Source organism: Bradyrhizobium sp. (assembly GCF_016213215.1).
GTDB lineage: Bacteria > Pseudomonadota > Alphaproteobacteria > Rhizobiales > Xanthobacteraceae > Bradyrhizobium.
The window spans coordinates 35,698-61,423 of record NZ_JACRAW010000007.1 but is presented as its reverse complement, the minus strand read 5'-3'; the positions used below and the strand labels follow the sequence as shown (position 1 = coordinate 61,423).

Genomic DNA, 25,726 nt, shown 5'->3' with positions numbered 1-25,726 from the left:
GACCGTTGCGCACGTTTGAAGCATGCGCGCGCCGCATCCATGTCGGAAATACGACGCGGCCCATGCTCGGCGACGAAAACGGCACGAGCGGCAGCAGAAATGTCACACGCGCAGAATTTTTCGCCGCAGCAAGGATATCGAAGCGACCGAGGCGTTGACGATGTGCGCGCGGAGCCTACGGCGGAGACCTTCACCGTGGAAGTACGGGCGTGGGCGCGGCGGCGCCAAGCGCGATGATCGAAGCTGTCACAGCTTCCGCGTGGTGATAATGCTGGACGTGGCCTGATCGAGCCGCGACGTTGTCGTCGCGGCTTTCTAGTTCGGTGCAGCCGAGCCGAACTTGTAGGACAAGCCGAGGCGCACGGTTTCCATGGTCTGTCTGCCCTGACGCTCGGAGAAGGTGAAGACGGCGGGCAGGCTCGAAACCACTGTGGTCGTATCGCGGACCTTGCCGAAATCGTAGTGCAGATATTCGAGTCGGCCGATCCAGTTGGGTCCAAACGGCATCCACTCCGCGCCCGCGCCAATCACGCCGCCAACACGGTCGGCAGGCCTCGTCCCAATGAAGCTCTGATAATTCGCTCCGGTGGTGTACGTCTCGGTCCGAGTGCGCTCGAACCGCTCCCATGCGGCACCCGCGGTGGCGTAGAGCAGCACGCGATCCGTCGGCGCCCAGCCAAGCCGCGCGCGTGCGGTTCCGACATACTTGATGCGATCCTCAAGCGTTGCCGTTAGGAGCACCCCGCCCCAATCCGCCGTCGCCGGCGTGGACGCGCCCTTGACGTCAGCAAAACTGAAATCTGCCTCGAGGCCGGCGACCAGGCGGCCATATTGCCAATTGTAACCGGCATGGCCGCCGCCGAGCCAGCCGCTCGACCGAATGCCGCCCGCCTGTGTGCCGGTCGGCGGATCTATCATGGTCGTGAAATCGTCGTCGTACCAGCCATAGCCGGCATGAGCACCAAGGTAGAAGCCGGCCCAGTTCGAGGCCAGCGCGAGCGGAGTTGCGTTCGCATAACGCGTCGGTGCGGCCGCCGCCGGCTCACCCAGCTTGTACGACAGGCCCGCGCGCAGAATGTCGAGATCATGAGAGCCCGACTCATAGGCGAAGGTGCCGGCTGCGTTGTTGATCACGCCCGAGTTGTTGATCGCTCCGAAGCCGTAGTGAAGATATTCGAGCCGCCCGATCCAGTTGCCCCCCGGCAGCATGAACTCGGCGCCGAGACCGGCAACCCATCCGAACCGGTCAGCCGCCGAGTAGCTCGAAGAGTTCACGGAGCCGCCTGGCGCAATGCTGGAAAAGTGCTCGGTCGTGCCGAGGCGCTCCCAGCCAATGCCGGCGGTGCCGTAGAGCAGGACACTGTCCATCGGCAGCCAGCCAAGCCGGCCGCGCAGCGATGCCAAAACCTCGGCTTTCTCGGTTGAGCTTTGGGTGTAGGTCGTCGGCCCGATGACGTACTGGACCTGATTCGACGATCCGCCGACGTTGCCGCTGCTGAAATCCAATTCCAAACCAGTGACGGCACGATCGAACTGCCAGTTATAACCGGCCTGTCCGCCATAGACGCCGCCGCGCAGGTTGGGCCCCGCGACCTGTGTGCCCGGCCAAGGCGTGCTGACGAAATTGTCCTCGCCCCAACCATAGCCGCCGTGAACACCGAGATAGAATCCCCCCCACGATGCGGCCACCGCTGACGGCGCACTGGCATAGGCCGCCATGGGCCCTGACGGCGCACCGAATTTGTAGGAAAGGCCGGCGCGAAGCACGTCAAAGCGCTGGCGGCCCGCCTGATCCGTCAAGTTAAAAGGGAGGAAATTTGATGTCTGGCGGTTGGTCGCCTGAACGGCGCCGAAGTCATAGTGCAGGTATTCGAGCCTGCCGACCCAGTTCGGTCCGAACGGCGTCGCCTCGATGCCGGCACCGGCCACCCAGCCAAAGCGATCGAACGGCCTTGTGACAACGAAATTGGGGCTACCCGGCGAATTGGTCGTGTGCCGTTCCGTCTCCTCGACCCGTTCCCACGCGAGGCCACCAGTGCCGTAGAGCAGCACATTCGCGCTGGCAAGCCATCCCACGCGTGCTCGCGCGGTGCCGAGATATTTCAGGCGATCGGATCGATCCGCCGAAAAAAAGAGATTTCCGGCAATGACCGACGTCGTTGCCGCGCTGCCGCTGACATCGGCGGCGCTGAAGTCCAGTTCAACACCGGCAAGCGCGCTTCCGTATTGCCAATTGTACCCGGCGTGCCCGCCAACCACGCCGCCGCGCGAATCCAAGCCGTCGCGAACCAGATCGGCGTTACCGTTGATGTGCTCGCGGAAGTCGTTCTTCCCCCAGGCGTACCCGCCATGGACGCCGAGGTAGAAGCCCGCCCAGGACGACGCCATCACCGGCGGGGGTGCCTTGGTCACCAGCGGCAGATCGGCGGCAACAGCCGCAGTCGTGCCGGCCAGACCGAAAGCACAGAGGGCGATCCATGTCCTCAATTCCCCGGCGGCACGGCCGTGGCCGGTTGCCGTCACTCTCGCCCAGTCCAGCATCATCACTCTCCGAGTCGCACGAACTGGTTATAGGCTGAATGTTCTTCAATGTTTGAACGAACGTAGCGCGAGATGATCGCAAAAGCGACGATTTATGTCGGATGTTGCACGAATCACACGCTGTTTGGCCGCGATGCGAGCGACATATTCGCTTTCTGCCTGGAGCAATCGTGGAAGAGAGCTGGCGAAACGATCGGAAACCAGATGAGGGGAGGAGAGAATCACGTGTCCATGGCCAAGCTCGACGGTACCGCGCGCGAATTGATGGCGCTGCCAGCAGAGGCCGCCAGCCCAAGAGTTACACCGAGCCACCGCCGATCACGGGACACCTTGGCTCGAGGCGATTGCAGCAAGCGCATGCTGCGCGGCGTCAACCTGGTCTGGTTGACGAACTCGTGGCCCCCGATGATCGCGAAAGCGCGATCGTGGACGATCGCGGCTACAGCCTCCGCGTAGTGAGACGCTGAATGTGCCCTGGCTCGAACCGCGGCGCTTTCGCGGTTTCTAGTTCGGTGCAGCAGAATCGAACTTGTAGGACACGCCGAGGCGCACGAGGTCCATGGTCTGTCTGCCCTGACGCGCGGAGTAGGTGACGGCACCGGGCACGTTCGACGTGACCGTCTGGCCCGGGACTTTTCCGAAATCGTAGTGCAGATACTCGAGTCGGCCGACCCAGTTGGGCCCAAACGGCATCCATTCCACGCCCGCGCCGATCACGCCGCCGAAATGGTCGGCCGGGGTCGTCGTGCCGGCGGTGTTGACGTTCGCTCCGTTGATCGACGTGTATGTCTGACTTCGCTCAACGCGCCCCCAGGCGGCACCCGCGGTGGCGTAGAGCAGCACACGATCCGCAGGCGCCCAACCCAGCCGCGCGCGCGCCGTTCCGACGTATTTGGTGCGATCCTCCAACGTCCTGGTCGCTTCAGTCCCGCCCATGATTTCCGTGACCGGCGTGGACGTGCCCTTGACATCAGCAGAGCTGAGATCGCCCTCGACGCCGGCGACCGCGCGGCCGTATTGCCAGTTATAGCCGGCATGACCTCCGCCCACCCAACCGCTGGGCCGAACGCCGCCAGCGTGAACTCCGGTATAAGGGTTCACATTAGTGAAATCGTCGTTGTACCGGCCATAGCCGGCATGGGCACCCAAATAGAAGCCGGCCCAACTCGACATCGGCGCAAGCGATGCATTGGCCTGAGCAACCGGCGCCATGGCAGCGGGCTCGGCGAACCTGTAGGACAGGCCGGCGCGCACGACGTCGAGATCATGGTGACCCGATTGATCTGCATAGGGCACGACCCCAGGGCCGTCCTGCCTGTACGATTCGTTGATCGTCCCGAAACCGTAATGGAGGTATTCGATCCGCCCGATCCAGTTGCCGCCGGGTAGCATCGCCTCGGCGCCCACACCTGCCACCCATCCGAACCGATCGGTCGGAGAGTAAGTCGAGGACGTCCACGAACCGGCCGCCGCGACGTTGGTGCGATCTGTGGTAATGCCAAGGCGTTCCCACCCCAGACCAGCCGTGCCATAGAGCAGCACGCTCTCTGTCGGCAGCCACCCGAGCCGTCCGCGCAGCGAGCCGAGCACCTCGACCTTGTCGGTCAACGTTCGCGTATAGATATTCTGTCCGACCGTATACTGGACCTGAGAAGAGCCGCCAATGTTGCCGCTGCCGAAATCCAGCTCCCACCCGGCGACCGCGCGGTCGAACTGCCAATTGTGGCCAGCATGGCCGCCGTAGACGCCGCCGCTCAGCTTCGGTCCGGTCATGTCGATGCGCGGATTCAGCAATTGCATGCGGATGAAATCGTCCTTCCCCCAGCCATAACCGCCGTGAACGCCGAGATAGAATCCCGCCCAGGATGCCGCCACGGCTGGCGTCACAGCGGCATACGCCGCCATCGGCCCTGACGGCGCACCGAACTTGTAGGACAGTCCGGCGCGAAGCAGATCGAAGCGCTGGTGGCCGGCGTGGTCTGTGAGCGTAGGCGAGGAACTTGACGCACGAGTTGCGGTCGCCTGCACCGCTCCGAAATCATAGTGCAGGTATTCGAGCCGGGCGACCCAGTTCGGCCCGAACGGCGTCACCTCGATGCCCACACCGGCAACCCAGCCAAAGCGATCGAACGGTGTGGTGCGGACAGAATTGTAGGTGGGGGCGGCGAAATGTTCCGTCTCCTCGACCCGTTCCCAGGCCAAGCCGCCCGTGCCGTAAAGCAGTACATTCGCGCCAGCCAGCCATCCCAGGCGCGCCCGTGACGTGCCGAGATATTTCAGGCGGTCAGATCGATCGGCGGAATAAGGGCCCGATCCAAAAATGGAAGTCCAAGTCGTTGTCGCGCTGCTGCCACTGACGTCAGCGGCGCTGAAGTCTAACTCGACGCCGGCGACCGCGCGTCCGTACTGCCAATTGTACCCGGCGTGTCCGCCAACAATGGCACCGCGCGAATCGAAGCCGTTGCGAACCGGGTAGGGCGCATACTCATTGAGATACTCGCGGAAGTCGTTCTGGCCCCAGGCGTAACCGCCGTGAACGCCGAGGTAGAAGCCCGCCCAGGATGGCGCGACAGGTGGAGGAGCCTTGGTCACGAGCGGCAGATCGGCGGCGGCAGCCGCCGTGGTCCCGGCCAGGCCCAACGCGCAAAGGGCGATCCAAACCCTCAAATCCCCGACAGCAATCGCGTGCCGTGTTTTCTCCGCTCTCGCCCTGTTCAGCATTCCAAATCCCCGAGTCGCATAGGCTGACTATAGAGAGAGGAATTCCGATCTTTAAGCGGATAATACGCGACAGATTCGCAAAAATAGCTAATATATCCGTATGTTGCACGGGCGCAACGACACCTGAGCGGATTACCAGCGCCAAAGGGGCGCATTGTCATCGATGCCGCCATCAAGGCGGGGCTGGCGCAATGAGAGGAAACCAGACAAAGAGGGGATGAACCCGCGCGCCTGATTCCGAGATCATGCCCAAGCTCGACGACACCGACCGTCAATTGCTCACGCTGCTGCAGGAGGATGACCGCCAGCCGCTGTCGGAGCTCAGCAGGCGTATCGGGATACCTGCCTCGACCGTCAACGACCGCATCAAGCGGCTGGTCCGACACGGCATGATCGCGGGCTTTCACGCACGGATCGCACCGGAAGCCCTGGGACTGAATCTGCTCGCCTTCATCCTGGTGAGCTGGAGCAACCCGAAGGTGGAAGCCGTCTTTTTGAAGAAGGCCAAGGCATCTCCCGACGTGCTCGAATGTCATCACGTCACCGGCGCCTGGAACTACCTGCTGAAAGTCCGGGTGAAAACGACGGGTGATCTGGAAAAGCTTCTCAGCGAAACCATCAAGTCGGTGGAAGGGGTCGAGCGCACCGAAACCCTGATCGCACTGTCTTCCGCCAAGGAGACCTGGAAGGTCAGCCTGGCCAGCCTCTAGGCTGCGGCACGCGGGACCAGGCACGTCCGACAACTTGCGCGCAAATGCCGGGCGGTTATCCTGCCGCGAGCCGTGCTATGCTGGCGGCGGCCCCAACGGCCGCCGCATTCAATCTGGCCTTGCGATCCCGTTCCAAAGCAAACGGAGTTCCCGCCATGTCGATGCACAGTGTGGCATCTCCTGCGGTCAACCTGACGCCGCCGAAGCGCAATTCCCTGAAGCACATTCCCGGCGACGAAGGCTGGCCGATCATCGGCAAGACGCTTCAGGTGCTGGCCGACCCGAAAGGCCACGTCGAACGGAACGCGGCAAAATACGGCCTCGTCTACCGCAGTCACATGTTCGGCGAGACCAGCGTCGTCCTGCTCGGGCCGGAAGCCAACGAACTCGTGATGTTCGACCAGGCCAGGCTGTTCTCTTCCGAGCACGGCTGGGGCCGGATCCTCGGCCTGCTGTTTCCGCGCGGCCTGATGCTGCGCGACTTCGACGATCACCGTCAGCAGCGCAAGGCGTTGTCGGTCGCCTTCAAGTCGGGACCGATGAAGTCGTACCTGACGGAGCTCGACAAAGGCATTGCGGCGCGGGTCGCGCAATGGAAGACCCGGCCCGGCCCGATGCTGGTTTATCCGGCGATGAAGCAGCTCACGTTGGATCTTGCCGCGACGTCGTTTCTCGGCGCGGGCATCGGACCGGAAGTCGACGAGATCAATCGCGCCTTTGTCGACATGGTGGCGGCCGCCGTCGCCGTGATCCGCAGGCCATTGCCCGGCACGCAAATGGCGCGCGGGGTGAACGGCCGCAGGCGTATCGTGGCCTATTTCAAGGAGCAGATTCCGATCCGCCGCGCCAGGGGCGGCGGCGACGATCTGTTTTCGCAGCTCTGCCAGGCAATCGACGACGACGGCGCGCTGCTCTCCGAGCAGGACATCATCGATCACATGAGCTTCCTGATGATGGCGGCGCACGACACGCTGACTTCGTCGCTCACCGGCTTCATCGGGGAACTCGCCGCTCATCCCCAATGGCAGCAGCGATTGCGCGACGAAATCTCGATGCTCGGACTTGCCTCGGACGAACCCACCGCTTCGGAGCACCTTGACAGGATGCAGCTGTCGGAGATGGCGTTCAAGGAAGCGCTGCGCATCAGGCCGCCGGTACCTTCGATGCCGCGCCGGGCCGTTCGCGATTTCACCTTCAGGGGCTTTGCGATTCCCGGCGGCACCCAGGTCGGCGTCAATCCGCTGTTCACCCATCATATGAAAGACATCTGGCCCGAGCCCGAGGCCTTCGAGCCGATGCGCTTCACCGACGAGGCGCAGCGCAATCGCCATCGCTTCGCCTGGGTTCCCTTCGGCGGCGGCGCGCATATGTGCCTCGGCCTGCATTTCGCCTACATGCAGGCGAAATGCTTCGCGCGACACTTCCTGCAGAATCTCTCGGTGTCGCTGGAGCCGGGCTACAAGGCCGACTGGCAGATGTGGCCGATCCCCAAACCGAAAGACGGCTTGCGGGTCATCGTGAGGCCGGTATGAACGGCAGATTTGCACCGCCCCTCCGGTTCACATTTTCGTTTGCCTGGCGGCTTTGAACCCTTTTCGACCGCTTCTCTCGAACCGGTCTCGGTTTGGCACCGTCAAAGTGCCGTGCGGGCCTTCCGATTTCGCCCGAGCCGATGGACGGAGAAGTCAGGTGTCAATGAAATCAAGGTTATCTGCGACGGCTTTGGTCACTCTCGTTGCTGCGAGCGCCATGGCAACCAACGCCAGCGCGTACGATCCGCGCATTCCGCCTTGCGAGCTGTCTCAGAGGCGGGGCTGCGGCGACCAACTCATTATCATTCCGCAGACAATCATTCCGCCGATACGGCATGGCCGGGGCGACATTTCTCCGCTGTACATTCAGCAGTCCGATTCGCGCTACAATCAAGGAATGCTCGACGCAGGCGGTGGGGGTGGTGGCGGCGGCGGCGGTGGCGGTGGCGGCGGTCGGTAGCAGCGCGAGCGGCAAGCCCACCGACCGATCGGGTGTCGCCACGAAACCAACCTTCGTCCTTAAGCGGGATCGCGAGAGAATCGCTGCAGTCGAAACCTCGCGCCACCTCGATCCAATTTTCAGATCGAAACGATGATGGGCACGGCGCTCAGGCGCCTTTGCCCACCCCGACAGATCCGGTTTTGACGGCTACCCAGCGTTCTGATCGAAAGCCTGGCGCAAGGCGACGTAGCCTTGCTGCTGCTGGGTCCAGTTGCGGCCGCCGGTGATGGCGCCATCGACGACGAGATCGTGGCCGTTGACGAAGCTGGATTCATCGCTCGCCAGGAAGACTGCGGCGTAGGCGATGTCGTCCGGCAGTCCCGCACGCGGAATCGGCTGCGCGGTCTTGTAGACCTCGCGCATCACGGCCGGCGTCTTCTCCGCGGCATCCGTCGACAGTCCGAGCGCCTTGCCGAAGATGCCGGTCGCGATGGCGCCCGGCGAGATCGAGTTGACGCGAACGCCGGATTCTCCAAGTTCCATTGCCACGCACTTGGTGAGGTGAATGACCGCCGCCTTCGCCGCGCCGTAGACGATCGAGGACGAGAAGCCGGCGAGCCGTCCGGCAATGCTGCCATTGTTGATGATGCTGCCGGAGCCCTGCTTCTTCATGTAGGGGGCGGCGTGCTTCATGCCGAGCATGACGCTGCGCACCAGCGTTGCCATGGCGGCATCGAAGCGGGCGACCTCGAGGCCTTCGATGCCGCCGGTCTGCGCCGGGCCGCCGGCATTGTTAAAGAGACAATCGATCCTGCCGAACTTCTCGACCGCGAGCTCGATCAACGAGCGCATCTGTTCCTCGATCGTGACGTCCGTCTGGCGGAAGATGCAGGACCCACCGAGCTTGTTGGCCAGCGCCTCGCCTTCCGGCACACGGCGGCCGGCGATCACAATTTTGGCGCCTTCCGCAACGAAGATCTCCGCGGTACGCAATCCGATGCCGCTGGTCGCTCCGGTGATCACCGCGACCTTGCCGTCCAGCCTTCCCATGGCGTGTCCCTGTTTTTGTAAGTATTGAACCAAAATCGACGGGCGCCGATCGACGCCTCGTTTCCAGGCACTATTCCCGGCTGCTCGCGACAACGCAAGCCGTGCCTGCGATGGCGCCATGTGCATTTTTGCCTTGTTTCCGATTCGTTGATCGGCTGAACTGAACCGGGTGAAGATCATCGACGAATTCCGGCGGAGCTGGCAGGCCGTCTCCCAACCGTCGTTGTTGTTGAGCACCGGCTTCGCGGCTTCGTGCCTTGCACTGGCCACGGTCGTACGCTGGGGCCTCGCCCAGTTGCGGCCTGACGTATTCTTCACGCCCTATTTTCCTGCCGTGTTCTTCGCCGCAGCGTTCGGCGGCATCAGGATCGGCGTGGCGACCGCGCTGGTCGGCGGCGCGCTCGGCGTCCTGATCAATTTCGACCAGTCCCCGGTCGATGGCACGCGGCTTCTTCTCTTGCTGATGTACCTGGTCGTGTGCGCCCTCACGATCTGGGGCGTCGAGCACTACCGCGCGCTCCTCGCCGAACAACGCAGGATTTCCAAGCGGCTGACCGAGGAAGAAGAGTATCGCAAGGTTCTGGTCGACGAACTGCAGCACCGGCTGAAGAACAAGCTCTCGACCATCCACGCGGTCCTGCACCAGGTGCTCCACAACCAGCCGGAGGTCTGGGCGAGGATTGATTCCCGCCTGCGGGCGCTGTCGGCGACTGACGACCTGATCGCGAAGGTCGATGGCACCGGATGCGACATCAGGGATCTGCTGGTGTCCGAACTCGAACCCTACGGCCACGTCCGCTTCACGCTGAATGGGGACCGGCTGTTTCTTCCGGCAAGGCTCGCGGTGAGCCTGGCGCTGATGTTTCACGAACTGGCGACCAATGCCAGCAAGTACGGCGCGTTCTCTTCGCCCCGCGGTTTCCTGCAGGTATCGTGGACCGTGACCGACGATCGACTCACAATCACCTGGGACGAAACGGAAGGCCCGACGGTGGAGAATGTCGCTCCGGCCGGTTTCGGCACGAAATTGCTGAACTCCGCGCTGCTGCCCTTCGATGGCAAGACCGAGATCTCGTATCTGAAGACCGGCGTTCACTGCGTCATGCAGTGCCGGATTCCACGGAGCGACGCTCCTGCCTGACACGGAAGCGGCGCATGTTCCCGCGCCCGCTCTTTGGCCGCGGAGGTTGACAGTGTGTTAATGACAGCGCGCAGCACCGGGACCGACAGACCATCCCCGTCGGGCGCGCCGGAGATTCTGCATCGCCCTTAACCAAAACTAAGAGGGAACTGAGCAAGATTGCGCCGACGCAACCTCGCGCCGAATAAGAAGATCTGTGGGTTCATGACCAAGGGCAAACGCGAAGGCGCGACCGAAGCCGAGCTCGGTTTTCTCAAGGAAATCATTAGAATGCTCCCGGCGGCCGTGACCGTCCTGGACGAGGCCGGCGATTTCCTGCTGGTCAACGATACGGCCGCCGCCCAGCTCGGCATGCAGGGGGAGCAGCTGGCACCCGATCTTAACCAGCGCCGAGCGGCCTGCCTGCAGGCGCTTCAGGACGGGCGTCCCGTCGTGGCCGAGGAATTCCTGAATGACGGTGATGCACGGCAGGTTCTGCTGACGACGCACCGACCGGTGCGCATCGCTGACCGCAATCTCCTGATCTCGGCTTCCACCGACATTACCGGGCAAAAGACCTTCGAGGATCAGCTTTTCCGCTCCGCCTACTACGACGAACTGACCGGCCTGCCCTCACGGCGCGTGATCGAGCACCGCGCCAATGCGCTGCTCAAGAACGACGGCGCCGGACGGTTCGCCCTCGCCTTTCTCGACATCGACAATTTCAAGCACATCAACGACTATTACGGCCATTCGGTCGGGGACGCGCTGCTGGTCGAAATCGCCAAAAGGCTCAGCCGCGACTTGCGCGAATCCGACATACTGTCGCGGATCTCCGGAGACGAATTCCTGCTCCTGCTGCATCCGGTGGTGAGCGATCTGGAGGTGGCCGAATTCATGCAGGCGGCGCTGAAGCGGCTCAGCGCGCCGTTCTTCATCGACGGCTCGGAGGTCTTCGCGTCCGTGTCGGCCGGCGTCAGCCTGTATCCCGATCACGGCCGAAGCTTCGAGCTGCTGCGCCAGAACGCCGACATCGCCATGTACCGCGTCAAGAACGAAGGCAAGGGCGCGGCGGCAATCTTCGATGCCGGCATGGAACGAGAGGCCACGGCGCGCATGAAGATCGAGCAGTCGCTGCGCCTTGCCATTCTCGAGAAGCGCTTCTGCTGCGCCTTCCAGGCGAAGGTCGACATCCGCACCCAGGCGGTGCAGGGCATCGAGGCCCTGGTGCGCCTGCGTGACAACGACGGCGTCATCCAGGCGCCCGGCTCGTTCGTCAACCTTGCGGTCGAGCTCGGGCTGATCGACGATCTCACTCATCTCGTCCTGGCCGAGATCGTGAGATCGATCGACGCCATCAACGAGATGTTTGGCCCGGAAGCCTCCATCAGCATCAATGTGGCGGCGTCTCAGGCCGGCAACCCCGAATTCATGCGATCCTTCGCCCAGGCACTGGAGGAAACCGGCTTTCCCAAACGCTTCATGATCGAAGTCACAGAAGATGCTTTCGTGACAAAGACCCGTTTCCAGAGCGAGATCGTGCCGATGCTTCGCAGGATCGGGGTCGGCATTTCGATCGACGATTTCGGCATCGGCTATTCCTCCTTGTCGGCGCTGGCCGACATCACCGCCGACGAGATCAAGATCGATCGCTCCTTCATCACCGACATCCATAAGCGGCCCCGCAGCCAAGGCATCCTGCGCGCCATCGAGTCCTTGAGCGAAGCGCTCGGCATGACCGTCATCGCCGAGGGGCTGGAAACGTTCGAGGAGCTCGCCTACCTGCAGGCGGCCACCAGGATTCGCTACGCGCAGGGCTACTACTTCTCTCGTCCGGTCTTCCTCGAAGAGCTGAGGTCGGCGGCCCCGCGCACCAGCGAGAGCCGGGTCAGCATTGCCGGCCGCCTGCCGCAGCAGACCCGGCCGACCTATTCACGGGCCCAAGGCTACCGGCGCTGAGCCGGACCGGGCCAGGAGCCCGGCGCATTTCGCCGATCAGCCCTATGAAATCTCAGGAGTTTTGATATGAAGCGTTGAGCCTCGGCAAACGCTTACGTTTTCCGATCCGGCCTGTATCGAGGGAGGGTGGCGCGCCATGTCCGATCGCCAGCCTGTTGGCAGTGCTCCCGACCTCATCCGCGCGCGGGCGATGGAAACGCTGTTCGAGCGGCTGGAGAGCCTTTGCGAGGGCGCGATTGCGATCGATCGCGGCGGACGCGTCGTCTATGTCAACGAGAAGTACCTGCCCTCACTTCGACTGCGCCACTCTTCCGAAGCGATCGGCCGGTCGATCGAGGAGATCATCCCCAACAGCCTGATGCGGAAGGTCGCGGAGACGGGCGAGCCCATCCTTCTCGACATCATGGAGCTCGGCGGCGAGCAGCTGGTCGTGACGCGCATGCCGATCGAAGACGAGCAAGGCAAGGTGATCGGCGCCATCGGTTTTGTGCTCTACCACCGCCTCGACAGCCTCAAGCCGCTGCTCGCGCGTCTGACGCAGCTTGAAAACGATCTGCGCTCGGCAAGGCGCCAGCTCTCGCATCCGCGCACCGCCCGCTTCACTTTCGACGATTTTGTCGGACGCTCCGCCGGGATCGCCCGTGCCAAGGAGCTTGCACGCCGTGCGGCGCGGCAAAGCGTCACCGTGCTGCTCACCGGAGAAACCGGAACCGGCAAGGAGATGCTGGCGCAGGCGATCCACAACGCTTCGTCCCGCGCCGAGCGGCCGTTCGTCAGCGTCAATGTCGCCGCCATTCCCGATACCCTGATCGAGTCCGAGTTTTTCGGCACCGCGCCCGGCGCCTATACCGGCGCGGACCGCAAGGGACGGGAAGGCAAGTTCAGGATCGCCGATGGCGGGACCCTGTTTCTGGACGAGATCGGCGAAATGCCCCTACAGCTCCAGGCCAAGCTGCTGCGCGTGTTGCAGGAACGCGAGATCGAGCCGCTCGGATCGGACAAGGTCACGCCGGTCGACGTCCGCGTGATCGCCGCGACCAACGTAGACCTTGCGAAGCGCGTCAGCGAAGGGGCCTTCCGGGCCGATCTGTACTACCGGCTGAACGTGCTCTCGATCCATTTGCCGCCGCTGCGCGACTGCCTTGACGACCTTCCCGAGATATCCGGCCGGCTGCTCGACGACATCCGCCTGTCGGGCGATTATGTCAATGCGCGGCTCACCCCATCGGGCTTGACGGCCCTCGCCCAGTACGGCTGGCCGGGGAATGTGAGGGAGCTCCGCAACGTGCTGGAGCGCGCGCTGATCCTGAGCGATTCCGGGCGGCTGACCGCCGACGACTTCGCCCGCATGCTGACGCTCGGGCCACAGGTCGACCTGGAAAGCGAGACGAGGCCGGCAGGCACGGTTATCCCCTACGCACAGGCGGAAGCCGCGTTCGAGCGGCAGATGCTTGAACAGGCGCTCGCAGCCAGCAACGGCCAGATTTCGGAAGCGGCCAGGATGCTGCGCATTTCGCGCGCCACGCTCTACAAGAAGCTTTCGAAGTTCGGGCTAACCCCGTCGGGCTCGCCAGCCGTCTGAACTGCGAGACTCCGACCGTCTTGAGTCTCAGAAAGTGACAGCGCCGGAGGCCGCCCAGATCGCCGGGGTCGCCGCAAAACGCCCGCCTTTCAATCGATTTGCACAACCGCCTCGCGTCTGGCGCGGGCCTTGCTCTGCCGCATCAGCGATGCACGAGAAGTGCGCACCAAGGACAGGGAGGATGAATCGGGCGATGACGATCCTGTACGAGCACACGCCCAGCGCCGCCCACCACCGGCTCCACCTGGCAACCTCGCGAACAGGCTCTTCCTCCAAGATCCCGTCGAATCGGCCGTCATGATCGCGCTCGCCTTCAGCTGCAGCAGCGGATAAAACCATGGGAGGAAGAAGCAATACCGGCATACGGTTGAAGACGCACCGGGGAGGTACGCCGTGAGCCAGCATCCCGCCTTGCCTTACCTGCGCAATTCGGAGAAGGGCAAGATCGTCACGGCGGCCGAAGCCGTCATGCTGATCCGCGACGGCGATACGGTCGCTACCGGCGGCTTTGTCGGCATCGGATTCGCCGAGGAGATCGCCGTTGCCCTGGAAGCACTTTATCTCTCCAGCGAGGGCGAGCCCCCCTATTCCCAGGGCAAGCCGCGCAACCTGACCCTGGTCTATGCCGCGGGACAGGGCGACGGCAAGGATCGTGGCCTCAACCATTTCGCGCATGACGGACTGGTGAAGCGCGTGATCGGCGGTCATTGGGGCCTGGCGCCCAAATTGCAGCAGCTCGCGATCGCCAACCAGATCGAGGCCTACAATCTGCCGCAGGGCGTGATCACGCACCTGTTCCGCGACATCGCTGCGCGCCGCCCGGGTCATATCTCGCGTGTCGGGATCGGCACCTTCGTCGACCCGCGCAATGGGGGCGGCAAGCTGAACGTGCGCACGGCGGAGGACCTGGTGGAGATCGTCTCCCTGGGCGGTCAGGAATGCCTGTTCTACAAGGCGTTCCCGATCAACGTCGGCATCATCCGGGCCACCACCGGCGATCCCGACGGCAATCTCACCATGGAGAAGGAAGCACTGACGCTGGAGGCGCTGGCCATCGCCATGGCGGCCCATAATTCCGGCGGCATCGTCATTGCGCAGGTCGAGCGGGTGGCCGAGAGCGGAAGCCTCAACCCGCGCCAGGTCAAGATACCCGGCATTCTCGTCGATTGCGTGGTCGTGGCGAGGCCCGAAAACCACTGGCAGACCTTCGGCACGCAATATAACCCGGCTTACAGCGCCGAGATCAGGGTGCGCGCCACGTCTTTGCCGCCGATGCCGATGAGCGAGCGCAAAATCATTGCCCGGCGCGCCGCCTTCGAGCTGAAGGCCAACAGCGTCGTCAATCTCGGCATCGGCATGCCCGAGGGGATCGCAGCCGTCGCCAACGAGGAACGGATCATCGATCTCATCACGCTGACGGCGGAGCCCGGCGTCATCGGTGGCATTCCCGCCAGCGGCATCGACTTCGGCGCGGCGATCAATACCCAGGCAATCATCGACCAGCCCTATCAGTTCGATTTCTATGACGGCGGCGGACTTGACGCGGCGTTCCTCGGCCTTGCCCAGGTCGACCGCGCCGGCAACCTCAATGTCAGCAAGTTCGGTCCCAAGCTCGCCGGCGCCGGCGGCTTCATCAATATCAGCCAGAACGCGAAGAAAGTAGTCTTCGTCGGCACTTTCGGCGCCGGTCGGCTGCGGATCGTTCTTTCCGACGGCAAGCTCTCCATTGTCGAGGAGGCGAAGGAACGCAAATTCGTCCAGGCCGTCGAGCATGTCACCTTCAGCGGCGCCTTCGCGGCGGCACGCGGACAGAACGTGCTTTACGTCACCGAACGCTGCGTCTTCGCCTTGCGACCTGACGGGCTTCAGCTCATCGAGGTTGCACCCGGCATCGATATCGAACGCGATATCCTGAGCCTGATGGATTTCAAGCCGCTGATCCCCCACGATCCGGTGCTGATGGATACGCGCATCTTCCGTGAAGAAGTGATGGATCTGCGCGAAGACCTGCTGTCGATCCCGCTCGACCAGCGCTTCACCCTGGACGAGCAGCAGAACCTGTTCTTCGTCAATCTCGAGCGCTATCCGGTGCGCAGCAAGGCCGATATCGACGCCATCGCCAGGACCGTCGAGGCCAAGCTGACCCCTCTGAACCGGCGCGTCTATGCGATCGTCAACTACGACAACTTTTCGATCGTGCCTGAGCTGCTCGACGACTACTCCGCCATGGTGCGCAGTGTGGTCGATCGTTTTTATTCCGGCGTGTCGCGTTACACGACTTCAGGCTTCCTCCGGATCAAGCTCGGTGAAGCACTCGAGCAGCGCGGCCTCGCCCCGCATATTTTTGAAAGCGCGGAGGAAGCGCAGTCGGATTGGCGAAACGTCGAGGGTATCGCCGCGCAAGCTGGCGAAAGCCGTCAAGAAAAGGTGGTAGGATAGTGCAAATTTCGTATCGGCAACATCGCCCGCGACAGGAAGATCGAATTGCAATGTTCCCCGGCCTGTGCGAATCGCTGTTGCCACTCAAGGGAACCTAAACCAGGAGGGATATCCGTGCGTCTAACTCTCTTTGCTGCTGCCGCCATTCTTGGCCTCGCCGCGAGTACCTCCTCGCAAGCAGATGACCTGAAGATCGCGCTGATCTACGGGAAGACCGGACCGCTTGAGGCCTATGCCAAGCAGACCGAAACCGGCCTGCAGTTGGGCTTCGAATATGCGACCAAGGGCAGCATGACCCTCGACGGTCGCAAGATCGTCATCATCACCAAGGACGACCAGGGTAAGCCGGACCTTGCCAAGGCCGCGCTCGCCGAAGCCTATCAGGACGACAAGGCCGACATCGCCATTGGCACGACCTCGTCAGCCGCGGCGCTCGCCATCCTGCCCGTCGCCGAGGAGAACAAGAAGATCCTGATTGTCGAGCCTGCGGTCGCGGATCAAATCACCGGAGAAAAGTGGAACCGCTACATCTTCCGCACCGGCCGCAACTCGTCGCAGGACGCGATCTCGAACGCGGTCGCGATCGGCAAGCCGGGCGTCACGGTCGCGACGCTGGCGCAGGACTACGCCTTCGGTCGCGACGGCGTTGCCGCCTTCAAGGAAGCGCTGGCCAAGACCGGCGCAACGCTTGCCGCGGAGGAATATGCTCCGACCAACACCCCCGACCTCACCGCTGTCGGCCAGCGCCTGTCCGACGCCCTGAAGGACAAGCCGGGCCGCAAGATCATCTGGGTGATCTGGGCCGGCGCTGGCAATCCGCTGGCCAAGCTGCAGGACATGGATCCGAAGCGCTATGCCATTGAGCTGTCGACCGGGGGCAATATCCTCCCCGCGCTCGCCGCTTACAAGGCGCTGCCGGGCATGGAGGGCGCGACCTATTACTACTATGACATCCCGAAGAACCCGGTGAACGATTGGCTGCTTGCCGAGCACAAGAAGCGCTTCAATGCCCCGCCGGACTTCTTCACTGCGGGCGGATTCGCCGCCGCCATGGCGGTCGTCACCGCGGTCACCAAGGCCAAGTCGACCGACACCGAGAAGCTGATCACGGCCATGGAAGGCATGGAGTTCGACACGCCCAAGGGCAAGATGGTGTTCCGCAAGGACGACCATCAGGCGCTCCAGAGCATGTATCACTTCAAGGTCAAGGTCGATCCGAACGTCGCCTGGGCCGTGCTGGAGCCGGTTCGCGAGCTGAAGATCGAGGACATGAACGTTCCTATCCGCAACAAGCGCTGATGCTTCCTTCCTCTCCCCGCATCTGGCGGGGAGAGGCTCTCTTGTGAACGAGCCCAGAGTTCATCGATGGCCCTGACGCTTGAAACGCGTGACCTGACCATTCGCTTCGGCGGCCATGTCGCCGTCAACGGCGTCAGCTGCACTTTCAAACCGGGTGAGCTCACGGCGATCGTCGGGCCGAACGGCGCCGGCAAGACCACCTATTTCAACCTCATCTCGGGCCAGCTCCGGCCGACGGCCGGCACCATCTTTTTCGACGGCGCCGACATCACCCAATTATCCGCGCCCCTGCGCACCCGCGCCGGCCTTGGCCGCGCCTTCCAGCTCACCAACCTTTTTCCGAACCTGAGCGTGGAAGAGAACGTTCGTCTCGCGGTGCAGGCGGCGAACGGCACCCACTATGACATGTTGCGGCCGTGGATGGTACGGCGTGACCTGATTGCCCGCGCCGATGAGATCCTCGACCGGGTCGCGCTGGGCAACCGCCGGCAGGTGACGGCGACCGCATTGTCGCATGGCGACCAGCGCAAGCTGGAGGTCGCCCTGATGATCGCGCTCGAGCCGAAGGTATTCATGTTCGACGAGCCGACCGCTGGCATGAGCATCGACGAGGTCCCGGTCGTCCTGAATCTGATCGCACAATTGAAACAGGATGCGAGCAAGATCATCCTTCTGGTCGAGCACAAGATGGACGTGGTCCGCTCGCTGGCCGACCGCATCATCGTCCTGCACAACGGCCAGCTGGTCGCCGACGGCAAGCCCGCCGAGGTGATCGCTTCCCCGATCGTGCAGGAGGCCTATCTCGGCGTCGCACCCGGCAGGAGCGCGGCATGAGCGAACTCCTGACGCTTTCCGGCGTGCACACCCATATCGGGCGCTATCATATCCTGCAGGGCATCGATCTCGTCATCCCCGAAGGACGGACCACGATGCTGCTCGGGCGCAACGGCGCCGGCAAGACCACGACGCTGCGTACCATCATGGGGCTGTGGCAGGCATCCTCCGGTCAGATCAGGCTGGCCGGCGAGCGCATCGATCAGCGTTCAACGCCGGAGATCGCGCGGTTGGGAGTCGGCTACGTGCCGGAAACCATGGCCGTGTTTTCCGACCTCACCGTGAGAGAGAACCTCGTGCTGGCGGCGCGCGACGGGCCGCTCGACGACAAGCAGCTCGACTGGGTTTTCGGCTTCTTCCCGGCGCTGCGCCGCTTCTGGCTGTCGCGCGCGGGCAGCCTGTCCGGCGGCCAGAAGCAGATGCTATCGATCGCGCGCGCCATCATCGAGCCACGCAAGCTGCTCCTGATCGACGAGCCAACCAAGGGGCTGGCGCCGGCGATCGTGATGGCGCTGATCGAGTGCCTGAGGGAGATCAAGCGCAAGGGCGCGACCATCCTCATGGTCGAACAGAATTTCTTCGCCGCCCGCGAACTCGGCGACAACGTGCTGGTCATGGACAACGGCACGATCGTGCATCGCGGCGAGATGGAGCTACTTGCCGCCGACGTAGCGCTGCAGGAGCGGCTGTTGGGATTGAGCCTGGAGGCGCATCAGTGACCGATCTGGCTGCCAGCGATCCGCTACCGAAGCCGAAGCGCGACGTCGCACCGGTCCTGTTGCCGGTCGCGCTGGCGCTTGTGATGATCCCCTTTGTCGGCTCGACCAGCTCCTGGGTGACGCTCACGATCGCAAGCCTTGCCATGGGCATGATGATCTTCATCATGGCCTCCGGGCTGACGTTGGTGTTCGGCCTGATGGACGTTCTGAATTTCGGCCACGGCGCCTTCATCGCAGTTGGCGCCTATATCGCAACCCTGATCCTGCTGCCGCTTGCGGGTTCATTGCAGGCCGATTCGCTCTGGCTCAATCTCGCCGTGCTGGCGCCTGCGGCGCTGCTGGCGATGGCTGCGTCGGGCGTGCTCGGCCTCGTGGTCGAGCGCGTGCTGGTCCTTCCCGTCTACGGCCAGCATCTCAAGCAGATCCTGATGACCACCGGCGGCCTGATCGTCGCTGAGCAGATGCTCTATGCGCTGTGGGGACCGCAGATCATTCCCCTTCCGCTGCCGGCTTCGCTGCGCGGCTCCGTGATCATCGGCGACATAGCGATTGCAAAATACCGCCTGCTCGCGATGCTGGTCGGCCTTGTCGTCTATGTCGCGATCGAACTCACCCTCAACCGCACCAAGATCGGACTTTTGATCCGCGCCGGCGTGGAAAATCGCGAAATGGTCGAAGCGCTTGGCTATCGCATCCGCCGCCTCTTTCTCGGCGTGTTCATGACCGGCTCGGCGCTCGCCGGCCTCGGCGGGGTGATGTGGGCGCTCTATCGCGAGCAGGTGCACGCTTCCATGGGAGGCGATCTCACCGTGCTGATCTTCATCGTCATCATTATCGGCGGGCTGGGCTCGATCAGCGGCTGCTTCATCGGCGCGCTTCTGGTCGCCATGGTCGCCAACTACGGCGGCTTTCTCGTGCCCAAGCTCGCACTCGTCTCCAACATCCTGTTGATGGTCGCCATTCTGATGTGGCGGCCGCGCGGGCTCTATGCGGTGACCAGCCGATGATGATCCTTTCCGGCGATCCGCCGCGCAGCCGCGTTCTCAGCATCCTGCTCGTCGTTATCATCCTGGCGCTCGCGGCCACGCCCTTCCTCTTTCCGGGCGCAAAGGCGATGAACGTCGCGGCGCAGATCTGCATTTTCGCGGCATTGGTGGCCTCCTACGATCTGTTGCTCGGGTATACCGGCTCGGTCTCGTTCGCCCACACCATGTTCTACGGCATCGGCAGCTACGCCATCGCGATCGCTCTTTATTCGATGGGACCCGTCTGGGCCGCCGTGGCAACCGGAATTGCGGTCGGATTGCCGCTTGCGGCGCTGCTGGCGCTTGCGATCGGCCTGTTCTCGTTGCGCGTCGCGGCGATTTTTTTCGCGATGGTCACACTCGCAGTCGCCTCGGCCTTCCAGGTGCTTGCCTCGCAGCTGTCCTGGCTCACCGGCGGCGAGGACGGCCGCAGTTTCCAACTGCCGGAACTCCTGCGGCCGGGAACCGTGCTGATCTCGAAGAGCCTGATCGGATTCGAGCTCAACGGGCGCGTGCTGACGTATTATCTGGTGCTCATTGCGGCGGCGACGATGATCCTCTGCCTCCTCCGGGTCGTGAACTCGCCGTTCGGACGGGTGCTGCAAGCGATTCGCGAAAACCGTTTCCGTGCCGAAGCGCTCGGCTTCCGCACCGTCTTCCACCTCACCTACGCCAATTGCATCGCTGCCCTGGTGGCAGCCGGCGCCGGCATGCTCAACGCCCTCTGGCTGCGCTACGCCGGTCCGGATACGTCGCTCAGCTTTACCATCATGCTCGATATTCTCCTGATGGTGGTGATCGGCGGCATGGGCACGATCTATGGCGCGATCATCGGCGCATCGATTTTCATCCTCGCCCAGAACTACCTGCAGGCGCTAATGGGCGCGGCATCGAAAGCGGCAGCGGATGCCGGCCTGCCGCTGCTGCCCGGACTATTGCATCCGGATCGCTGGCTGCTGTGGCTCGGCCTGTTGTTTATCGCAAGTGTGTATTTCTTCCCGACCGGCGTGGTCGGACGGCTGCGCGGAGCCGGAAGCGCGAAGCACTGAGCTTCCAGCCGCAAGGCGGTGCGTCAAGCCCAAGTTTACGGTATTATGGGAAGCCGCTCGTCCGAGGCGGCCCTGCAAGAATTCGTAGCACTCTGCAGAGCTCTCGATTTTGACAGAACGGTTAAGCGTCAGGTAACCGGCTTTCCTAAGGTTTAAGCCACCTGTCTGTCGTATTCAGGCCCCGCTGGAGAGTGGGAAATGCGGGGTTGGATTTCCGCCATAGCGAGCACTGTGTCCCAGGCTGCGACGTCCGCGCGAGAAGCCGCGTCGCGGCGCAGCCCGGTGTTCTGGCTGACAGCGTGCGGCGGCGTTCTTGTCACAGGCATTCTCATCGGCACGATCGTGATTATCAACGGTTTCCGCGAGCGCGCGCTCAGCAACAGTGAGCGCGAGCTTGAAAATACCGTGCTGCTCGTGACTCGCCATTTCGATCAGCAGATCGAGGAGTCCGAAACGCTCGCCGAGGACCTGATCTCCCAGATGGAGCTTTCGGAGATGGCCTCCGCCGAGGAGTTCCGCGAGCGCATGTCGCGCCCGGAGGTCTATTATGCGCTGAAGAGCAAGGCGGGCCCGACATCCTATCTGGGGAATATCGCGATCTACGATGCGAACGGAGACCTGATCAACTGGTCAGGCCCCTCGCCTCTGCCGAAGATCAGCATCACGGACCGGGTCTATTACCAAAGGTTCAAATCAGACCCGCACGTCGAACCGGTGCTGACCGAGAGCGCGCTAAGTCACCTTTCGAAGAAATGGACCACGATCATCGCGCGGCGGCTCAGCGGACGTGACGGCGTGTTGCTCGGCGTGATGACGCGGCGAATCGAACCCGAGAGCTTCGAACGCTATTTTGCCTCGGTAGCCCTTCCCGGAGCCACCTCCATTTCGCTGCAAGACCATAGCGGCAAACTGATTGCGCGTTACCCACATGCGCCAGAGCTGGTTGGACGGCCGCCCAGGAACATCAAGGATATGCCGCTGCTGCAGCAGATCATCGCCGATGGACGTCGGCATACGCTGCGGATCAACAGCCCGATCGACCACCAGGATCGGCTGATCTCGGGGGCGCCGCTGGGCGCCGTGCCCATCGTGGTCATTGCCACCAACACGGAATCCGCCGCGCTCGCCGATTGGCGCGAGCAGACCCGATCTTTGGTCGTGATCGCCGTCCTCTCCGCTGCGGGGGTCGCTCTGATCCTGTATCTGGTCATCCGGCAGATCAACCGGCAGAATCTCGAGGCGCAGCGGCGGCTGGAAGCGGAAAGACTGAGGCTCGATACCGCGCTCAACAACATGACGCACGGGCTTATCTTCTACGATGCCTCGGGGCGAATGGTCACCTGCAACCGGCGTTACATCGACATGTACAATCTGTCGGCCGACGTCGTGAAGCCGGGCTGCCGCTTCCAGGACGTCATGCAGCACCGCAAGGATCGAGGTTCCTTCAACGGAAACGTCGAGGAATTCTGTTCGCTCGTCATGAAGGGCGTGGCGTCGGGCAAACCCGCACAAAGAGTCCTGGAATCACGCGACGGGCGTTCGTTCCAGGTCCTGAACAAGCCCCTTGGTCAAGGTGGATGGATTGCCACCATCGAGGACATCACCGAACGGCGCCACCTGGAGCAGGAACGCGATCGCAATTACGCTTTCCTGCGCAACATTCTCGATCACATCCCATCACAGATCTCCGTGAAGGATGTCCGCGATCGCCGCTACCTCGTGGTCAACCGCGTCGCCGAGGAGCACTGGGGCCGCTCACGCGATGCCATTATCGGCAAGACGCCGTTCGAGATATTCTCGAAGGACTCCGCCGATGTCATCACCGACTACGACAACAGAACCTTGCAGTCTGCAGACGGATTGTTCCTGGACGAGCACGAGTGGCATTTCAACGGGGGACGTCGCTACATCACCTCACGCCGAATCACGATCCCGGACGAAGTCGGCGACCCCCGCTACATCATCAACGTGGTGGACGACGTCACGGAACGCCGGCGCGCGGACGAAAAGATCGCGCGCCTTGCCCATTACGACGCCCTTACCGACCTGCCCAACCGGGTGCTCTTCCGGCAGCAGATCGAACTCGAGCTCGAGAAGGTTCGTCGCGGCGACAAGTTCGCTGTGCTCTACATCGATGTCGACGAATTCAAGGGCATCAACGACTCGCTCGGCCATCATGTCGGCGATGAGCTCCTGAAATCGGTGGCCAGCCGAATCAGAAGCTGCCTCAACGAAGGCGACTTGATCGCCCGGCTCGGCGGTGACGAATTCGCTGTCATTCGCACGGGCATCGAAAGCAGCCAGGAAGTCGCCGCATTCGTCGGACGGGTGCAGGAGTCAATCCGACAGCCCTACGAGTGCCTCGGCCATCGCCTCGCCACGGATGCCAGCATCGGCGTCGCGCTGGCGCCACAGGACGGCTCGGACCTCGATCAGCTCATCAAGAACGCGGACCTTGCCATGTATGCTGCAAAGGCCGGCGGGCGGCGGACCTGTCGCTTCTTCGAGCCCGGCATGGACGCCAGCGCCAAGGCGCGGCTCGCCATGGAACAGGATCTGCGTCACGCCCTGAGCAACGGCGGCTTCGAAATTCATTACCAGCCGCTGGTCGACCTCCACAGCAATGAGGTGTCGTGCTGCGAGGCGCTGCTGCGCTGGCGTCATCCCGAGCGCGGCGCCGTGTCGCCGGCCGAATTCATTCCGATTGCGGAAGATACCGGCCTGATCGTCGAGCTCGGCGAATGGGTGCTGCGGACCGCGTGCATGGAAGCCGCAAGCTGGCCGGACCACGTGCGTCTGGCCGTCAACGTCTCGCCGGTGCAGCTCAAATGCGGATCGGTGGCGCTGAAGATCGCCAGCGCGCTGGCGGGCTCCGGGCTCGATCCGCGGCGGCTGGAGCTCGAGATCACCGAGGCGGTACTGATCCGGGACGACGAAGCGGCGCTCGCCATCCTGCATCAGCTTCGCACCATCGGCGTGCGCATTGCGCTCGACGATTTCGGCACCGGCTATTCATCGCTGAGCTACCTGAAGCGCTTCCCCTTCGACAAGATCAAGATCGACCGCTGCTTCGTCGCCGATATCGCCGAACCCGGCGGCACGCCAGCCATCGTTCAAGCGGTGGTGAACATCGCAACGGCGAGCAACATGACCACGGTCGCCGAAGGCGTCGAAACCGAGCAGCAGCGCGAACTCCTGAAGTCGTTGGGCTGCACCGAAATGCAGGGCTACCTGTTCAGTGCTCCGAGGCCTGCCCACGAGGTGAAGCGGCTGCTCGGAATGGCCCAGGATGATGATGCCGCTGTCGCCTGACGCGCGCACGGCCGCGCCCCCGCCCGCGGCTTGAAGCGTGGATGAGCTGGCCGCCCTGACGATGCTTCCTCGGGGGGCAGCTTCGCTGGGGCGCTTTACGGCATCAGGTCTACCCCCCCGGCGGCCCGGAGCAATCGACCTGGAGCCGACCGAGGGCCTCCGCTCCTCGGATTGTCGACCGTCCTGCCGTTGCCGAGTTCTCTCCAATCGGCTAAGGAAGTCCGCAAGCACCCGTAGCTCAGCTGGATAGAGCGTTGCCCTCCGAAGGCAAAGGTCACACGTTCGAATCGTGTCGGGTGCGCCAGAACTGGCTAATCGGGCTGCCTGCCATTCCTTGCCCCAAGAACACGCCTAAAATCTGCCGTCCGTGCCGGGACTGGAGGATGAATGAGGCAATCTCGGGAGGCCGCCCCGCTTTGGGTGGCGGTTTTCCGAAGGGATCGTGCTCAAACAACAAGCTAACGCGCGATGATGTCTCACCCTGAAGCCGCCGCGCTTTAGGGAGATTGAAGTTCGCCGGGCCGGCACCGTAACCGGACAGAGCTTGCCGCATCGTAGTCTGCCCGGCGGCAGCTGAGCTCACGCGCAATCGGCTGCTTCAACCAACCCGAGCGGCTCCGCCGTTCGGCACGCCGACGGCCAACATACGCGTGGCATGTCGGCCAGCTCTCGTAAACGCAGGCTTACGCGGCGAGGCTGTGCGCCGGATTGTCATTGGCCCCAAAATAGGCCTCCAGCTCTGCCAGCGCACGATGCTCCCACTCCCTGGCTTGCTCCAGCAAGGACCAGCTTTGACGCGGCCGGAACACCGCAGTTTGGCGATACAGCGAAGCGATCCCGCGGTAGCGGCGCACGTTTTCCATGACGGCCAGCCCATTCATAGGCTTATCTCCCCTCAATGTTCCCGTGCCGGCCATATTTCCCGTCAGGATTTTCAACTTCGTTAGCGTGCCGGACAGAAAGCTCGGGTGGTTTCCGAACGGTTGAAAGGGGTTCAACACCTCCCCTGCGCAACCGGGGCCATGCTTGTGCATCTCAACATTTGAGTAACAATCGAAACGCGCGGCGAGCTGTGCCCTGTCTGGTGCCGCGGGCAGGGCCGAAGCGAGTTCGCGGTGAAGACGGCGAGGATCTGCTGGACAGAGTTCGGACCCTTTAACTTGGATTAGCCAGATCAACGTTCCCGCTCTGGAACACGATGTTCCTTCTAGTCAGGAGCTTCGAGCGGAGTCTAAGCTCTGCCCGCACCGGGGGACGGACTTTGAAGCTCGGATGTATTTTGATCCGGTCAGGCATTTTTACTTACGTACGCGTTAGACCAGCGCAACCAAACTTACCGCCTTCGGGCGGTTTTTTCTGTGCATGGACCGCTGGCTCCATCTGCTGAAGGGC

Annotated in this window: 17 protein-coding genes and 1 tRNA gene; 14 read left to right on the top strand and 4 right to left on the bottom strand. The window is 63.0% G+C overall.

Translation table 11 applies throughout. From position 1 onward, the window contains the following. Positions 1–315 precede the first annotated feature (315 nt). A complete protein-coding gene (locus tag HY852_RS01515) occupies positions 316–2,541 on the bottom strand; it encodes a hypothetical protein (protein WP_291602006.1) in 2,226 nt (741 codons plus the stop codon). Between the two features lie 231 nt (positions 2,542–2,772). On the opposite strand from HY852_RS01515, the gene HY852_RS01510 reads away from it, so the two are divergent. Then, on the top strand, positions 2,773–2,997 hold the full coding sequence (locus HY852_RS01510) for a hypothetical protein (protein WP_291602004.1): 225 nt from the start codon (positions 2,773–2,775) through the stop codon (positions 2,995–2,997). Between the two features lie 48 nt (positions 2,998–3,045). Here HY852_RS01510 and HY852_RS01505 read toward each other — a convergent pair whose 3' ends face one another. Then, positions 3,046–5,181 (bottom strand): outer membrane beta-barrel protein, encoded by a 2,136-nt coding sequence (locus HY852_RS01505; protein ID WP_291602002.1) that lies wholly within the window; start codon positions 5,179–5,181, stop codon positions 3,046–3,048. Positions 5,182–5,507: 326 nt separating this feature from the next. Here HY852_RS01505 and HY852_RS01500 point away from each other — a divergent pair, with 326 nt between their 5' ends. Next, a complete protein-coding gene (locus HY852_RS01500) occupies positions 5,508–5,972 on the top strand; it encodes an Lrp/AsnC family transcriptional regulator (protein WP_291602000.1) in 465 nt (154 codons plus the stop codon). 155 nt (positions 5,973–6,127) lie between these two features. After that, positions 6,128–7,504 (top strand): cytochrome P450, encoded by a 1,377-nt coding sequence (locus HY852_RS01495; RefSeq protein WP_291601998.1) that lies wholly within the window; start codon positions 6,128–6,130, stop codon positions 7,502–7,504. Positions 7,505–8,153: 649 nt separating this feature from the next. Here the strand turns inward: HY852_RS01495 and HY852_RS01490 are convergent. Further along, the gene (locus HY852_RS01490) at positions 8,154–8,996 is read right to left on the bottom strand and encodes an SDR family NAD(P)-dependent oxidoreductase (RefSeq protein ID WP_291601996.1); all 843 of its coding nucleotides are present in this window, start codon (positions 8,994–8,996) and stop codon (positions 8,154–8,156) included. A gap of 160 nt (positions 8,997–9,156) precedes the next feature. Here HY852_RS01490 and HY852_RS01485 point away from each other — a divergent pair, with 160 nt between their 5' ends. From HY852_RS01485 to HY852_RS01435, 11 genes are all read left to right on the top strand, one after another. Then, positions 9,157–10,137: a sensor histidine kinase gene (locus HY852_RS01485; RefSeq protein WP_291602120.1), complete on the top strand. Its 981-nt coding sequence runs from the start codon at positions 9,157–9,159 to the stop codon at positions 10,135–10,137. A 204-nt stretch (positions 10,138–10,341) separates the two neighbouring features. Next, positions 10,342–12,075 carry an EAL domain-containing protein gene (locus tag HY852_RS01480; RefSeq protein WP_291601994.1) on the top strand — a complete coding sequence of 578 codons (1,734 nt, stop codon included), beginning with the start codon at positions 10,342–10,344 and terminating at the stop codon, positions 12,073–12,075. 136 nt (positions 12,076–12,211) lie between these two features. Further along, positions 12,212–13,657, top strand: a complete 1,446-nt coding sequence (locus tag HY852_RS01475) for a sigma 54-interacting transcriptional regulator (protein WP_291601992.1) — start codon at positions 12,212–12,214, stop codon at positions 13,655–13,657. A gap of 393 nt (positions 13,658–14,050) precedes the next feature. After that, positions 14,051–16,096, top strand: a complete 2,046-nt coding sequence (locus tag HY852_RS01470) for an acyl CoA:acetate/3-ketoacid CoA transferase (RefSeq protein ID WP_291601990.1) — start codon at positions 14,051–14,053, stop codon at positions 16,094–16,096. 114 nt (positions 16,097–16,210) lie between these two features. After that, on the top strand, positions 16,211–17,395 hold the full coding sequence (locus tag HY852_RS01465) for a substrate-binding domain-containing protein (RefSeq protein ID WP_291601989.1): 1,185 nt from the start codon (positions 16,211–16,213) through the stop codon (positions 17,393–17,395). 66 nt (positions 17,396–17,461) lie between these two features. Continuing rightward, on the top strand, positions 17,462–18,229 hold the full coding sequence (locus HY852_RS01460) for an ABC transporter ATP-binding protein (RefSeq protein WP_291601988.1): 768 nt from the start codon (positions 17,462–17,464) through the stop codon (positions 18,227–18,229). Further along, complete coding sequence (locus HY852_RS01455) at positions 18,226–18,948, top strand: ABC transporter ATP-binding protein (protein WP_291601986.1); 723 nt, start codon at positions 18,226–18,228, stop codon at positions 18,946–18,948. Before HY852_RS01460 ends, HY852_RS01455 begins: the two co-directional genes overlap by 4 nt. Beyond that, complete coding sequence (locus tag HY852_RS01450; protein WP_291601984.1) at positions 18,945–19,955, top strand: branched-chain amino acid ABC transporter permease; 1,011 nt, start codon at positions 18,945–18,947, stop codon at positions 19,953–19,955. The genes HY852_RS01455 and HY852_RS01450 overlap by 4 nt, the downstream gene beginning before the upstream one ends. Continuing rightward, the gene (locus tag HY852_RS01445; protein WP_291601981.1) at positions 19,952–21,022 is read left to right on the top strand and encodes a branched-chain amino acid ABC transporter permease; all 1,071 of its coding nucleotides are present in this window, start codon (positions 19,952–19,954) and stop codon (positions 21,020–21,022) included. Before HY852_RS01450 ends, HY852_RS01445 begins: the two co-directional genes overlap by 4 nt. A 198-nt stretch (positions 21,023–21,220) precedes the next feature. After that, complete coding sequence (locus HY852_RS01440; RefSeq protein ID WP_291601979.1) at positions 21,221–24,334, top strand: EAL domain-containing protein; 3,114 nt, start codon at positions 21,221–21,223, stop codon at positions 24,332–24,334. Positions 24,335–24,561: 227 nt separating this feature from the next. Continuing rightward, positions 24,562–24,638 (top strand) — tRNA-Arg (locus HY852_RS01435). A gap of 379 nt (positions 24,639–25,017) precedes the next feature. On the opposite strand, the gene HY852_RS01430 is transcribed toward HY852_RS01435, so the two are convergent. After that, positions 25,018–25,215, bottom strand: a complete 198-nt coding sequence (locus HY852_RS01430; RefSeq protein WP_291602118.1) for a hypothetical protein — start codon at positions 25,213–25,215, stop codon at positions 25,018–25,020. Positions 25,216–25,726: the final 511 nt, after the last annotated feature.